Here is a 13759-nt window from a genome sequence, read left to right on the forward strand (position 1 = left end):
TTAGTTGTTAGTCGTTGCTGCGGAAAGTTTACTTGCTCCGCTATTTAGTTGAGGCGTGGCTGGCTGTCACAATCGCCTTGGCAAATAGCTCGGCCTGCGGTGCAGGTGTTCGCTCAAAACCCGCTCCTTGAAATCTCCCTGAATATATTAGCAGTTGAATACCCTGAAATAAGTTAGTAGCAAAGATGTTGTTACAATAAAAGGCAGCTACTTCTACAACCGCCAGAGTCTATTTTTATGATTTGGGTGAGAGTACGATCGACTCTTACCCGAAGCAACTAACCCGCCTGCAAGAGCTAAATGCTCGCTGTCCTTGCTGTCAGTCGATCTTAGATTTTAGATTTTAGATTAAAGTTGACTCCCCAGATGAATCTGGGGCTCTCCTAAAATCTAAAATTTTTTGGTTTCCACAACTCCTGTCGGAAACTTTTATCGGTCTTTGGGTGCTCTGAGTTACTGTTAAGTATTATTGCTGATAAATAATACAGCAGACTGCTGGCAGTTGTACGATCGGGGGTTTGTATGTAAAGTTGGCACAACAATAGGGTAATTGTTGTATCAAAAAATTCATATTCTGCTGCTGCGGGCGGAAAAATTCTGTAGCGGTGCTGGCATTTGGGCAAAAATCTGGGGCCGATCGCGCAAAATGTGGTCGGCAAGTCTGGTAAAATCCCGATCGATTCTCGGTTTGGCCGCAAAGCTCGATCGAGCTAAATTTGACTAGAAACTAATATTAATGACCGATTCTCCTCTACTAGCAACGCCAGAGTTATCCCCTGCTTCAACCCTGACGGCGGATTCTCCTGTGTGGCCAGCCCTCCTCCAACAACTATTAGACAGACAATCTCTCTCACGCGCCCAAGCAGCCGACTTGATGCAGGGATGGCTAGCAGAAGCTATTCCCCCCGTCCTCTCAGGAGCAATTTTAGCGGCCATCCAAGCCAAAGGCATCTGGGCCCAAGAATTGGTAGGAATGGCTCAGGTATTGCATTCTCAGTCGCTTGCAGGCGAGTCGGAGAGCGTTGTCAATCCCAACTCCTCAATCTCCAATCTCAAATTAATTGATACTTGCGGCACAGGCGGCGACGGCGCTTCCACGTTTAACATTTCCACTGCTGTAGCTTTTGTGGCCGCCGCCGGCAAAGTTCGAGTCGCGAAACACGGAAATCGCTCCGCATCGAGCAAAGTGGGTTCTGCTGACGTGTTGGAAGCACTGGGAGTCAACCTCAACGCCGATCCCGCGAAGGTGAGATGTGCGGTAGATTCCGTGGGCATCACCTTTTTATTTGCCCCTGGGTGGCATCCCGCACTTAAGGCTGTAGCGTCGCTCCGGCGCACTTTGAAGGTGCGGACTATTTTTAACCTATTAGGGCCCCTTGTCAATCCTATGCGCCCTACAGGGCAGGTAATCGGGGTGTTCGATCCTAGTCTGGTATCAACTATTGCTCAAGCTTTGGGCGAGTTGGGGACTGAGTTAGCTGTAGTCGTTCACGGCAGAGAAAAATTGGACGAGGCGGGTTTGGGAGATGTGACTGATTTGGCGGTTTTGTCTGATGGCAAAGTGGAACTCACTACTTTAGACCCGGAAAAGGTAGGATTGACACCAAGTGCGATCGGCTCGTTAAAAGGCGGAAATGTTGAGGAAAACGCCGAGATTTTGCGGAACATTTTGCAAGGCAAAGGTACGCCCGCACAAATGGATGTTGTAGCTTTGAATGCGTCTTTGGCTTTTCAGGTGGGAGGTGCAATTCCTATGGGTTCTCACGCAGCAGGAGTTTCTATGGCTAAGGAGATTTTATTTAGCGGTGAATCTTGGTTGAAGTTGCAAGAGTTGATTGAGTTTTTGAAATGAAGTCAGTTGTCAGTTGGGAGTTGGCAGTTGGCAGTTGGCAGTTGGCAGTTGACAGTTGGCAGTTGACAGTTGACAGTTGTTATATCATGTTCGGTCGATTGACCGTGATTCCTGTAGGGGCGGGTTCACCAGCAATAGTCGCCAAAAACCGACAATCTCAAAAACCCGCCCCGACTATGTATGATGCGCGATCGATCGGACATGATATTAGTTGTTAGTTGAGCCGAAAGCAGTTGGTAGTTGTTAGGAAAGCAGTTGCTACAAATAACCAGTAATCAATAACAAATAACAACTAACAAATAATAACTAACCACTAACTTCTTTTTAAGACCGCGATCGAAATTCAATGACATCTTGCTTAATAGTCACATCTTTATTACCAAAAAAGTCGTGACCCAACAGTCCGATTTCTAGGGATGGCGAGACAGCGACAACTACATTGTTAACGGCCAGACCACCTGCTTCCATAGAAGTCAGGCGACCGAGGGGAAAAGTAGCCACTCCGTTGGGAGTTTGTGCTTGCACTGTGCCCTGGAGAACAACCCCCAAGGCTTTAGCCATTGCTGGTGTAATTACTGTGCCACTAGCTCCAGAATCTACCATCATCTCGAACTTTTGTTTGCCGTTAAACGTGACTTCTATGACGGGGATATTAGCCTCCCGGCGTTTGATTTTTGCCTGAAACACTCCCGACTTTGCTGCCGCCGAAGTGGGCGGAGTCAATTCTTTGGGGAGAAAACCGCAGACTGATTGGCTGAGGTTGACGGTTCGGCCTGACGAGCTCCGCATGAAGCATCCCTCACTTTCTTGAGCCACTGCTGGCGAGGAGTTGGCAACACTTCCTACTAAAATTGAACTGCTCAGAGAAATAACTCCTGCTAACACCAGTAAAGGTTGGCGCAGGTTTTGAGGGATGGGTAGAGGCTTTTTTGAGTTGGAGAGTAAAGGCAAGGGAGATTTGCTGGCCATAGTTTGATTAAACGCAGTAGCTCGATCGTAACAGCGACAACTGCCTTTTGGTATAGATATAGAATTTCCGCCCGCATCCTAAGCTGCTGGCAGATAAATTGCTGGCGCGGGGGAGATGGAGAGTTTGCACTTATAGCCTTTCTCAGTAACATGAGGTGCACGCTTTATAAGCGGGCATAGGGCATAGGCCTCCGTGGGCATAGGCCTCCGTGGGCATACCTCACCAAGATTGAGAACTGCTGTATGGCTGCTTTTTGATTACCTGTGGCATAAGTGCCTTGCTTTTGCGAACCATTGCACAAATTAAAATAATATCTGTACATTGCCGACTAGCATCAAATCCCTGGCAGTGGTAAGAATTAAACCAAACGAAAGTAATTAAGGATGCCATGTCACTTTCAACTGCACAACCCGCTCTCCTAGTCCTGGCTGACGGTACTGCTTACCGCGGCTGGTCTTTTGGCGCTGACGCCACCGTCGTTGGCGAGGTAGTATTTAATACTGGAATGACGGGCTATCAAGAAGTATTGACCGATCCCAGCTATTGCGGTCAAATTGTAACTTTTACTTATCCAGAATTGGGCAATACCGGCGTAAATCTTGAAGACGAAGAATCCTCGCGCCCGCAAGTTCGGGGTGCGATCGCCCGGAACGTATGCAGTCGCCCCAGCAACTGGCGCTGCTCACAATCTCTGCAAGACTACCTGAAACAGTACGATATCCCCGGAATTTACGGGATCGACACCCGCGCCCTGACTCGCAAGATTCGCACGGTGGGAGCGATCAACGGCGGCATTTCGACGACGATTCTCGACCAGGCAGAGCTTTTGGAGCTAGTGCAAGATGCCCCCAGCATGGACGGGCTGAATCTGGTGCAGGAAGTCACCACTCGCGAGGTTTACGAGTGGTCTGAAGCCACGGACTCGGTTTGGGAGTTCAGTCCTACAGTCAAACCTGCTAACGGCCAAATGTGGACGGTGGTAGCGCTAGACTTTGGGATCAAGCGCAACATCCTGCGGCGTCTGGCGAGTTACGGGTGTCGGGTCATCGTTGTCCCGGCTGACACGTCGCCGGAGGAAATCCTCAAATACAACCCGGACGGCATTTTTCTGTCCAACGGCCCCGGAGATCCGGCGGCGGTAACGGAAGGGATCGCGACTGCGAAAGCTTTGTTAAAGTCGGACAAACCCGTATTCGGCATCTGCATGGGACACCAAATTTTGGGACTTTCCTTGGGTGCAGAAACTTTTAAACTGAAGTTCGGCCATCGGGGATTGAATCATCCAGCGGGTTTAACTGAGCAAGTAGAAATTACTAGCCAAAATCATGGTTTTGCGATCGACCCCGATTCCTTAGCCCCCGAAGTAGAGATTACTCATCTCAATTTGAACGATCGCACCGTAGCCGGATTGAAGCATAAAACTCTGCCGCTGTTCTCAGTGCAGTACCACCCAGAAGCCAGTCCGGGCCCGCACGACGCCGATTATTTATTCGATCGATTCGTGCAGTCCATGCGAGACAATCAGAAAGTAGCCAGCAGTAAGTAGTCAGCAGTCAGCAGTCATTAGTCAGTAGTCCTCAGAGGCTGTTTGTGTCGATCGCTTCTGACTAATGACTAATGACTAATGACTAATGACTAAAAAACTGTAGACAAAATACCAAAAAACTCCTATAATGAAGCCTCGACTTTAAGCAATATCTAGCTAGGAGGGTGTCATTTCTGAGTCATTGACCCTGACCGTTAGCCTCAGAGGCACTCGCGAAGTCAGGAATAACTGTCAGTTATTTCGCCTGACGGGCCTGCTGGACGCTTTTTCTGAGGCCACTTTTCGGAAGGTAATAAGCAAATGTATTGACGAGGGCCCAAAACACGTAATTTTGGACTTGTCTCAGATAGACTTTGTGGATAGTTCAGGCTTGGGCGCACTTGTGCAGCTTGTCAAAAAAGCCCAAACCTTGGAAGGGACATTGCAAATTGTCTCAAATCCCCGCGTAACTCAGACTGTTAAACTGGTTCGCTTAGAGAAATTTTTGTCTTTGCAGCCTTCGGTTGATGAGGCGGTAAAAAACGTCAAGGATGCTTGACGCCAAAGTGAATTAAATTAGCTATCCGGTTCTCAACGCTGGATAGCAAATTTTTATTTTTGTGCGGGTAAAACAATACCGATTTTCCCAGAAGCTGCGACACGCGCCAGCGGCTATTTCCCCGATTCCTAGAGTTTCGGTGGATGGGCAGTAAAATATGTGTGGCAAACACGCGAAAAAATGGTATAAGAAGTAGAGCATCCCGATGATTGTAAAAAGCCTTTTTTAGGAGTGCGATCGTCGCGCCAAGCTTTGCCTATATATCTCGTTTCGCGATCGGACAGCGAACACTCCTGTAAAAGCTATAATTGCTGAAGTAGTGAAAGACGCAATAAGTAAGTGACTAGAAAAACCAAGCTGTGCGGAAGTTTTATTTAAAAAAGTATGTCGCCGATCGCAGATGACGGACTCAAACTGAGTCTGACGGATATCAGTTTAAATCGAGTGCATCCTGCGAGGGCTACACCAGCAGAAATAGAAAGAATTTCGCCCGCAGCCTGGGCATATTTGGGAGATGCAGTGTACGAACTCTACATTCGGAGTTCGTACTTAGTCCCGCCCAGAAGATTGCAAGCTTATCACGAATTGGTGGTGGGGCAAGTACGAGCCGAAACTCAAGCGCGTCACTTGCGATCGCTCTCTCCTTACTTGAACAGTACAGAATTAGCAATTGTCAAGCGCGGCCGCAATGCTGCTGCAGGCCGTTCTAAGCGAGCAGATCCAGAGATATACCAACAAGCCAGCAGCTTAGAAACTTTGATCGGATATTTGTATCTCACCGATCCCGAAAGATTGACCGAGATTCTGGCACTTTTAGAACTTGAGAATGAAATGATTTAGCAGTTAAGAGTTGGGAATGGGGAGGGATGAATTAACCATCCTGGCACGGCTAACATAAAACCGCAAAAATCTCGATCGGCAAAACAAGATTTATCAGTTATTAACTAGCTATTTGAACACAGCAAAATCCTTGCTCCCTCGCTAGACTATCTCAAATCTCAAAGCCCAAAGATTGCTCCCTCAATCAAGAATCTCACATCTACAATCTACAATCGACTAGCCTTCAGCCAAAACCTTTTGACCACAAGAAACCAATGAGAAAATTTACCAAACCCAACTTTTCGCGATCGAATTCCGACAGCAAGCCATTCAAAAGCGAAGGCCGCCGTCAGGACTCACAACCATCCTCTCCCCGCTTTGAACGCAAGCCCCGTCCCGATACTCGCGGAGTAGACGCCCCTCAAAAGCGATCGACCTTCGCCCCGCAATCGCGAGAAATGCCCGTGAGAGCAATTTTCAAACGGAGAGTCGATTCCGACAGCCAACCGGAAATTCGCAGAAATAATCATTTCAAAGACAGAGACAGCAGCCCGCAGGAATCCCGCGGCAATTATTACCAAGACAGAGACAGAGATAGTAGCCCGCAGCCGGCCCGCAACAATTTCCGAGACAGAGACAGCAGCCCGCAGCCGGCCCGCAACAATTTCCGAGACAGAGACAGAGACAGAGACAGCAGCCCGCAGCCGGCCCGCAACAATTTCCGAGACAGAGACAGAGACAGCAGCCCGCAGCCGGCCCGCAACAATTTCCGAGACAGAAACAGAGACAGCAGTCCGCAGGAATCGAGGGGCAATTATTACAAAGACAGAGACAAAGACAATAGCCCGCAGGAATTCCGGGGCAACCATTTCAGAGACAGAGACAAAGACAGAGACACTCGCCCTGTTGACACTGCCTCAAATACAGTCGTGCAACCAGACGCAGACACAGACGACATGATTTACGGCCGCCATGCGGTGCAAGCAGCTTTAGAAACAAACCAAGTCCTCAACCGGATCTGGGTTGTCCCCCACCTGCGCTACGATCCCCGCTTTCACAGCTTGCTAACCGAAGCCAAAGCCAACGGCAGCATCATTGACGAAGTTGACGATTTGCGCCTCGACTACATCACGCGCAAAGCAAACCATCAAGGCGTAGCAGCTCAAGTATCAGCCTACGAATACCTGGATTTGAGCGAACTGATCGCAAAGGCTAAGTCGGCTTGCGAAGATCCAGTAATTGTGGTAGCAGAAGGACTCAACGACCCGCACAATCTAGGGGCGATTATTCGCACCGCAGAAGCATTGGGATCTCAGGGCATGGTGATTCCGCAGCGACGGGCTGTTGGGATTACCTCAGCAGTGAGAAAAGTGGCAGCAGGGGCATTGGAAAGCCTGCCCGTGGCGAGGGTTGTCAATCTTAACCGGGCGCTGGAAGAACTCAAAGAGGCTGGATTCTGGATTTATGGGACTGCAGCAGGCGTCGGTCAATCTATAGAGACAGTCAAGTTCTCCGGGCCCACTGTTTTAGTGGTGGGTGGTGAAGCTGACGGTTTGAGCCTTTTGATACAGCGCGGATGTGACGGATTAGTTTCAATTCCTTTAAGGGGCCATACTCCTAGCCTGAATGTCTCGGTAGCAACGGGGATGGCTTTATACGAAATTTACCGTCAGCGCGGGCCCAAAAAGTTTCACGTACACGGATCGTAAAGGTGCTTGAAAAAAAGAGCACAACAGAGTAGTTTATTGTGAATGCTGCCCAGAATTGAGCAGCACCACACCCGGAACAAGTAAGGATAGCCGATCGACTGTCGTTACTTGTTCAGGCGAAAGTAGAAGGGGCCTGGCCCCTAGGTTCAAACAGGAATTCGACACAAATCTATTTAGATATATTTAAATAGGTTTGTGTCGGTCCTTGGTAGCAGTCAGCCACGTGTAAATAACAAAAGCCTAGGCGTGTTCGCAGCACCCTGAAAACACCGTCAAATACATTAGAAGAAAAGCAGATGAAAGAATTCTTGATTAGCTTGCTCAATTTTTTCGGATTGGCTTGGTGGGTTGAAGTTAAAACTTCAGCGCCGCGGTGCATTTACTATTTTGGCCCGTTCTTAACCAATGGAGAGGCGGAAGCTGCAAAAGCAGGATATGTAGAAGACATAGAAAATGAAGGGGCAGAAGGTGTTAGTGTTTCGATTCACCGCTGCAAACCAATTACTTTGACAGTTGCAGAAGATTTGGGAAAGCTTGGTGATGGAGGGCTGTGGCCGGTTTTGAGCAGTCAGTAGAAGCAGGGGAATTTTGAGTTTTGAGAGGCCTACGCTTCCCTCGCAACGCTGTGCGGTTTTGAGTTGTGATTTATAACTTCAAAACTGTTGAGTGTTGGGTGATTAATTCCTTCTGACAAACTCCAAACTTAAGACTAGCAATTGCCCACTGCTTCGGGGTGACTCTCCATCCAACGATCGATGTCTGCGAGTACCCGATCGGGAATTTCCCAAGGGAACAAGTGGGCTGTATTGGGATAACACTGCCACTGACAATCGTGGAGGTGGCGGGCGGTTTCTAAACTGGATGCTGAGGTGATGTGCCGATCGCCCTCTCCGGCGAGCACCAAGCTGGGACATTGAATGTCGCCCAGGTGGATCAGTCGATCGTATCCAGCCCTCAGAGCGGTATTTAACGCCTTGGTGGCCGTGTTGGAAGTCTTTAGGTAGGCGGGGGTACCTGCCTGTGCTAAGTAGCGGTAAGGGGTGGCGGTATGCTGCTGTATCAAGTAGCGAAAGAGCGATCGCCTAGCAAAAGTATCAATATTCCACTGCCAACCCGGTATCACCCAATTTATAATTCCGGCTAAACCGGTGTAAAGGTTATCTTGCCAAGAGATGGGAGGATGACTTCCTCGCGGTTTGGCTGCGGATGCAAGTAAAATCAAACCGGTGACTCGCTGGGGATATTTCATGGCTAATTCTAGGGCTAAAATCCCTCCCAAAGACCATCCGATCACCAAACACCGATCGACTCCTAATCTGTCTAATAGTGCTTCTAAATCGACCAGATGATCGGTCATTTCAAAGAAAGTTGAGGTGCGGCTGTTGCCGTATCCGCGCAAGTCTGGGGCGATCGTTTGGAACCGCTTTGATAGGTGTTCTGTAAAGACCGACATACAATCGCCGGAACCTGGATGGCCGTGCAAGCAGAGAATAGGAAACCCTTTGCCTTTGACGGAAACACTGAGTTGTTGATGCGGCATTTTTTAACTGTTTGGGCGGTGCGTTGTCCCCGCTATAAATTGTATATTCCAGCGCTTAAAAGCTGGGGTTTCGGACCATGTAATCGGCAATTTTAGAAATAGACTGGCGCATTTGTAGCTCGCCGCTGCGGCTGTCAATCACAGTAATCACATAGGCCTCGTCGTCAATGCTCATCGCTAAAGTTGTGCCGAGTACCCGCGAATTTTGGCCAGTTTTTTCGCCCAACCACTGAGCTTTAGTTCCTTTTAAAGCGGCAAATCCCAGAGCGTGATCGTACTGGCGGTTGAGAGTTTCTATTAACAGTTTAGCACCGGGTGTTTCGCCGTTGTAAATTTGCACCATCATTTCCGTGAGTTCGTTAGCAGTCAGGCGGTTGCGACCAGAACCGGGGTTGGAGGGCATAATTCTTTCCCCCATTAATTTGAAGTTGACGCGGGTGACTTCGTAGCCGCTATTATCTAAATATTGATTGATGTAATCCGAACCTAAATAATCGATTAGTTGATTGGTGGCGATATTGCTGCTGCGATAGATCATTTCTTCTAACAGTAGCTGTAGCGGGTAATTGCGATTAGACCTAATCTTTGCCGATGCGTCTTCGGTGAAATTACCGCGAGTGACTAATACTTCCTGGTTCAGACTAATTTTTTCTTTTTCGACTTTTTGCATCAGGGCGACAGCAATCGGCAATTTAATTAAGCTGGCCGGACTGGCAGGAGGCACATCGCCCCGGAGGTTTACGCACTCTCTAGAAAGGTTGCAAATGCCGATCGAAGCTTGAGCCGACAAACCGCTTTCCCTGGCAAGCGCACCCAACAAATCAGATTTTGCTTGCTGCACTTGAAAGGTTGCTGCTGTTAAATTTTCCCGGTATTCTTGAGTTTTTGAGGCAGTGAGGGAAGCTAAAAATGAATTTTGAGGAACTTCCTGCAAGTTGTTGAGGGCTTGATGCCAGAAAAATTGAGTTTGCTGCGAAGATTCGATCGACTTATTTGGCTGCCCTTTAGTTTCTACGGCTCTGTTGGCTAAACGGACTGCTTGCTGTAAGTTGTCCTTAGCCCTCTGTTCTACTAATATTTGAGCTTCTACTGCTTGCAACTGCTGTAGCAGTTGTTCTTGAGGATTGGCTGCGAAGGGAACTAAGCCGGAAAGGATGCTTGGTTCTGGGGAGGGAGAGGAGGGTTTTTCTAATTCGGCGATTAGCCCATCGCGAATTTTGTAGAGTTCGTCTAGGGAACGTGGGTTAGATGATTGAGAGAATGAACTTGCGATGGTTAACATCTGAACCAGTCCAATGCCGGCTACTACTGCCGCCATCTTGTTGGCGATCGACAAAAAACGCCTGAGTTCTGGCATATTTAACATCCTCAACACAACCAAATTCTATATAAGCAGCTATTGTTACATCAGTCAAACGATTTTAGATTTTAGATTTTAGATTTTAGATTTTTTCTTCAATCTAAAATCTGAAATCTAAAATAGTTCGCTCGCGCCAATGTGGCAAGATAACTAAAATAAAGGGAGCGATCGCACGAAGGCAATCAACCCCCTCTAAATATTGGGAACTATCTACTTTCTGCGCCGCCGTCGCCAGTCAGCACCCAACCGCTTGAGGTAATCCCAGCCGCGTTGGGGCCAGACATGATCGCTACCGATCTTTTCGGCAATCCAGTGAGCGACTTTGGGGCCTGTCCAGTCTCCGCCGTCGGGGGCAGGGCCTAGCAGGGCTTGTCGCAGTTCTTCTTGCTGTTCAGGATTCAGCAAGGATTTTGCAGGAGGGGGCTGGCGGTCTCCGCTGCGGTTTCTGACAGAGTTAGGCCCTTCTCGGTTATAGCGCTGGACAATTTCTTTGGCGTAGTCGTAGTTGAGGCCTACGACTTGGGCTGCTTGTTTGATAGTCCAATTTCGGGACACTAACAGCAGCAAGTGCCAGCGGCGCGACTCTGTGGTGTTTTGTGCCTGCCGGTAGCGAATTTTGAGTTCCTCTGCCGTCAGGTGGGATTCTAAGTGAGCTTTAGGTGGCATTCCTCCAACGGGGCATCGGGAACTTCTTACCATATATCTTTGGTTTTGGGGATAATTCCGGATGAAATTATTTTCCTGGGGATCGTTCGGGCAAATAAGTAGCTTTTTTTACCCCAGATGCACGCAGCTAGTCGCATTTGAGGAAGGACTGCTGTTTTTTTGCAGGTGCGCGCAACAGGAGACTTCGGCGTGGCGGTGAGCGTTCCGAGCTTTTTTGTGAACCTCAGATTTCTGACAGGCTTTTTGACCTTTGGCACAATGGGCGTGGATCGGAAAAGGTCGATCGCTATTTTCTTCGATCGCGCCGCCGCCATTAATTCACTCGGCTGACTGATAACTTTCAGTCATTGTTGACTAAAAAACTGCTCTTCATAATCTGACCCTAATTATTAGGGTATAGACCGCCATACTCTAATATTTTCTTAGCATCATTTTCTCTTTTTCGTTCATCTTTTGCGTGAGTTTCAGGACGCGATTAATTGCCTAAAAAATCAGGCTCATATGCTACATTAAATATATCTAATCTAACACAATTGGGAATTGGTTAAAACAAAAATTTTATTAGAGTCTGAATAGTTCCCGGAATAAAGCAGTCATAATCTAGGATGAGTTAATTTTTAATACTATATTTTTCTACCATAAATCCTGGGTTGCATCGAGGACAAACTGGGCTGTAATATTTTAGAATTTAGATTACAGAATTTGGAATGACTGATTTCCTAATGATTGCGATCTTGCATAGACATTCTTGGAGACCGAACCTAATTATGTAGGGGTCGCATTGCACACCTTACCCCTTACTCATATAAATATCGGGTCAAACCACTTTTTGCATCAGTCCTGATACAGTTGCATTCTTGGTTTGTTAAAAAATTAGGTAAAAAACTCGATCGCTATTTGGTGGCCCGTGGGATTTTGGGAATTTAATCTATTGTATATAAAATGACCGATCGCCCGTTAGCGGAGCCCTCTTCGAGGCTCGAACTTTCGCCACAAAAATAGCCGACTTTGCCTTCGGGCTGTAAGCAGGTACAATTGCCAGTTATATTAACTGTATTGTCTCAAAGTAGAAATGATAAAGGTACGAGCATGGCATCCATCCGCGAGTTGCACCGACAACTGGTCAATAAAGAACGCTCTGCTGTGGAAATTACTCAAGAAGCATTAGACCGAATTACCCAGCTAGAGCCGAAGTTGAAAAGCTTTCTGTGCGTGACGGCAGACAGCGCATTGGCGCAGGCCCATAAAGTGGATGCCCAAATCGCAGCCGGAGAGCAAATTGGCCTGTTGGCCGGCATCCCGATCGCCGTTAAAGATAATATGTGCACCGAGGGCGTTCCCACAACCTGCGCCTCTCGGATTTTGGAGAATTTTGTGCCTCCCTACGATGCCACCGTCGTCTCGAAACTCCAAGCAGCCGGTGCGGTGATTGTGGGTAAGGCGAATATGGACGAGTTTGCAATGGGGAGCTCGACAGAAACTTCTGCCTATCAAGTTACCGCGAATCCTTGGGACTTGGAGCGCGTGCCCGGAGGGTCTTCTGGCGGTTCTGCCGCAGCGGTAGCCGCTGGAGAATGCGTCGTGAGTTTGGGTTCGGATACTGGGGGCTCAATCCGCCAACCTGCTGCTTTTTGCGGGTTGGTGGGGCTGAAACCGACTTATGGGTTGGTTTCTCGCTACGGTTTGGTGGCCTATGCTTCTTCTCTCGATCAAATCGGGCCCTTTGGCCGGACTGTTGAGGATTCGGCGATTTTGTTGGGGGCGATCGCCGGTTATGATCCGAGAGATTCCACGAGTCTTAATGTCCCAATTCCTGACTACGCTCAAGCTTTAAGACCCAGTTTGCGACCAAAGGGTCAGATTAGAATTGGTGTAATTAAAGAAACTTTTGGTGTAGGGCTGGACTCCGGGGTTAAAGACGCTGTTACTAAGGCGATCGAGCAATTTCAACAATTGGGCGCAGAAATTCAAGTCATTTCTTGTCCCCGGTTCCGCTACGGTTTGCCCACTTACTACATTATTGCTCCCTCGGAAGCTTCGGCAAATTTGGCGCGATATGATGGAGTTAAGTACGGTTTCCGGTCTCCCGACTCCGATAATCTTTTGGATATGTATGCCAAAACCCGCTCTCAAGGGTTCGGTGCGGAAGTTAAACGCCGGATTGCGATCGGCACTTACGTATTGTCGGCTGGATATTACGATGCCTATTATCTAAAAGCTCAAAAAGTTCGGACTTTGATTAAAGAAGACTTTGAAAAAGCTTTTTCTCAAGTTGATGTTTTAGTCTGTCCCACTGCTCCTACTACCGCATTTAAGGCAGGCGAAAAATTCAATGACCCCCTGAGTATGTATTTGTCAGATTTGATGACTATTCCCGTGAATCTTGCTGGTTTGCCAGCGTTGAGTTTGCCCTGCGGATTTGATGATAAAGGACTGCCCGTGGGTATACAACTGATTGGTAATGTTTTGCAAGAATCTCGGCTGTTTCAGGTGGCTCACGCTTACGAACAGTCTACGAATTGGCACTTACACCACCCCGAATTGCATTAATTTTTGAAACTCGGCGGAATACGGTGGCGGAGGTTAGTAATCGATCTTGGCTAATTGTCTGAATTAATAATTTGCCATTAGCTTTTGAGCGATATCTAATTTCCCGCGTGCTCTATCTATGAACAATCTGCTAGTATTCCTTTTGTCTAAATCGCTAATAGCTTTTGGGATAGTTTTGGCCGTTGCTTATTCTGCTGCTTGTGTATTCC

General features: G+C 48.0%; 14 protein-coding genes. 10 read left to right on the plus strand and 4 right to left on the minus strand.

Annotated features, from left to right (window positions below):
* Positions 1–550: 550 nt before the first annotated feature.
* The 3 genes from QT990_RS01785 to QT990_RS01795 are packed head-to-tail and all read left to right on the plus strand — an operon-like array spanning position 551 to position 2070.
* Positions 551–724 (plus strand): hypothetical protein, encoded by a 174-nt coding sequence (locus QT990_RS01785; RefSeq protein WP_333290005.1) that lies wholly within the window; start codon positions 551–553, stop codon positions 722–724.
* A gap of 12 nt (positions 725–736) precedes the next feature.
* Complete coding sequence (gene trpD, locus QT990_RS01790) at positions 737–1852, plus strand: anthranilate phosphoribosyltransferase (RefSeq protein WP_333141425.1); 1116 nt, start codon at positions 737–739, stop codon at positions 1850–1852.
* On the plus strand, positions 1849–2070 hold the full coding sequence (locus QT990_RS01795; RefSeq protein WP_333141423.1) for a hypothetical protein: 222 nt from the start codon (positions 1849–1851) through the stop codon (positions 2068–2070). The genes trpD and QT990_RS01795 overlap by 4 nt, the downstream gene beginning before the upstream one ends.
* A gap of 106 nt (positions 2071–2176) precedes the next feature.
* On the opposite strand, the gene QT990_RS01800 is transcribed toward QT990_RS01795, so the two are convergent.
* A complete protein-coding gene (locus QT990_RS01800) occupies positions 2177–2821 on the minus strand; it encodes a retropepsin-like aspartic protease (RefSeq protein WP_333141421.1) in 645 nt (214 codons plus the stop codon).
* Positions 2822–3210: 389 nt separating this feature from the next.
* Between QT990_RS01800 and carA the strand changes: the two genes are divergently transcribed.
* From carA to QT990_RS01825, 5 genes are all read left to right on the plus strand, one after another.
* Positions 3211–4368: a glutamine-hydrolyzing carbamoyl-phosphate synthase small subunit gene (gene carA / locus QT990_RS01805; protein WP_333141419.1), complete on the plus strand. Its 1158-nt coding sequence runs from the start codon at positions 3211–3213 to the stop codon at positions 4366–4368.
* Positions 4369–4549: 181 nt separating this feature from the next.
* Positions 4550–4906 carry an STAS domain-containing protein gene (locus tag QT990_RS01810; RefSeq protein ID WP_015176627.1) on the plus strand — a complete coding sequence of 119 codons (357 nt, stop codon included), beginning with the start codon at positions 4550–4552 and terminating at the stop codon, positions 4904–4906.
* A 384-nt stretch (positions 4907–5290) separates the two neighbouring features.
* The gene (locus QT990_RS01815; RefSeq protein ID WP_333102974.1) at positions 5291–5746 is read left to right on the plus strand and encodes a ribonuclease III domain-containing protein; all 456 of its coding nucleotides are present in this window, start codon (positions 5291–5293) and stop codon (positions 5744–5746) included.
* 254 nt (positions 5747–6000) lie between these two features.
* Positions 6001–7434: a 23S rRNA (guanosine(2251)-2'-O)-methyltransferase RlmB gene (gene rlmB, locus QT990_RS01820; RefSeq protein ID WP_333306308.1), complete on the plus strand. Its 1434-nt coding sequence runs from the start codon at positions 6001–6003 to the stop codon at positions 7432–7434.
* Between the two features lie 296 nt (positions 7435–7730).
* A complete protein-coding gene (locus tag QT990_RS01825; protein ID WP_333306306.1) occupies positions 7731–8009 on the plus strand; it encodes a DUF1816 domain-containing protein in 279 nt (92 codons plus the stop codon).
* A 134-nt stretch (positions 8010–8143) separates the two neighbouring features.
* Here QT990_RS01825 and QT990_RS01830 read toward each other — a convergent pair whose 3' ends face one another.
* From QT990_RS01830 to QT990_RS01840, 3 genes are all read right to left on the minus strand, one after another.
* Positions 8144–8974 carry an alpha/beta hydrolase gene (locus tag QT990_RS01830; protein ID WP_333306304.1) on the minus strand — a complete coding sequence of 277 codons (831 nt, stop codon included), beginning with the start codon at positions 8972–8974 and terminating at the stop codon, positions 8144–8146.
* 55 nt (positions 8975–9029) lie between these two features.
* The gene (locus QT990_RS01835; RefSeq protein ID WP_333306302.1) at positions 9030–10331 is read right to left on the minus strand and encodes a serine hydrolase; all 1302 of its coding nucleotides are present in this window, start codon (positions 10329–10331) and stop codon (positions 9030–9032) included.
* Positions 10332–10544: 213 nt separating this feature from the next.
* Complete coding sequence (locus QT990_RS01840) at positions 10545–11000, minus strand: helix-turn-helix domain-containing protein (protein WP_333287548.1); 456 nt, start codon at positions 10998–11000, stop codon at positions 10545–10547.
* 159 nt (positions 11001–11159) lie between these two features.
* On the opposite strand from QT990_RS01840, the gene QT990_RS01845 reads away from it, so the two are divergent.
* Both QT990_RS01845 and gatA read left to right on the plus strand, forming a co-directional pair.
* Positions 11160–11330: a hypothetical protein gene (locus QT990_RS01845; RefSeq protein WP_333306300.1), complete on the plus strand. Its 171-nt coding sequence runs from the start codon at positions 11160–11162 to the stop codon at positions 11328–11330.
* Positions 11331–12089: 759 nt separating this feature from the next.
* Positions 12090–13550 carry an Asp-tRNA(Asn)/Glu-tRNA(Gln) amidotransferase subunit GatA gene (gatA, locus tag QT990_RS01850; protein WP_333306328.1) on the plus strand — a complete coding sequence of 487 codons (1461 nt, stop codon included), beginning with the start codon at positions 12090–12092 and terminating at the stop codon, positions 13548–13550.
* Positions 13551–13759 lie beyond the last annotated feature (209 nt).

The organism is Microcoleus sp. T3_B1, from assembly GCF_036700445.1.
Classification (GTDB): domain Bacteria; phylum Cyanobacteriota; class Cyanobacteriia; order Cyanobacteriales; family Microcoleaceae; genus Microcoleus.

Coding starts and splice junctions, on each gene's coding strand:
- trpD (WP_333141425.1), top strand. CDS start 737: ATGACCGATTCTCCTCTACTAGCAACGCCAGAGTTATCCCCTGCTTCA.
- QT990_RS01795 (WP_333141423.1), top strand. CDS start 1,849: ATGAAGTCAGTTGTCAGTTGGGAGTTGGCAGTTGGCAGTTGGCAGTTG.
- QT990_RS01840 (WP_333287548.1), bottom strand. CDS start 11,000: ATGCCACCTAAAGCTCACTTAGAATCCCACCTGACGGCAGAGGAACTC.
- QT990_RS01825 (WP_333306306.1), top strand. CDS start 7,731: ATGAAAGAATTCTTGATTAGCTTGCTCAATTTTTTCGGATTGGCTTGG.
- QT990_RS01800 (WP_333141421.1), bottom strand. CDS start 2,821: ATGGCCAGCAAATCTCCCTTGCCTTTACTCTCCAACTCAAAAAAGCCT.
- QT990_RS01815 (WP_333102974.1), top strand. CDS start 5,291: ATGTCGCCGATCGCAGATGACGGACTCAAACTGAGTCTGACGGATATC.
- carA (WP_333141419.1), top strand. CDS start 3,211: ATGTCACTTTCAACTGCACAACCCGCTCTCCTAGTCCTGGCTGACGGT.
- QT990_RS01835 (WP_333306302.1), bottom strand. CDS start 10,331: ATGCCAGAACTCAGGCGTTTTTTGTCGATCGCCAACAAGATGGCGGCA.
- gatA (WP_333306328.1), top strand. CDS start 12,090: ATGGCATCCATCCGCGAGTTGCACCGACAACTGGTCAATAAAGAACGC.
- QT990_RS01830 (WP_333306304.1), bottom strand. CDS start 8,974: ATGCCGCATCAACAACTCAGTGTTTCCGTCAAAGGCAAAGGGTTTCCT.
- rlmB (WP_333306308.1), top strand. CDS start 6,001: ATGAGAAAATTTACCAAACCCAACTTTTCGCGATCGAATTCCGACAGC.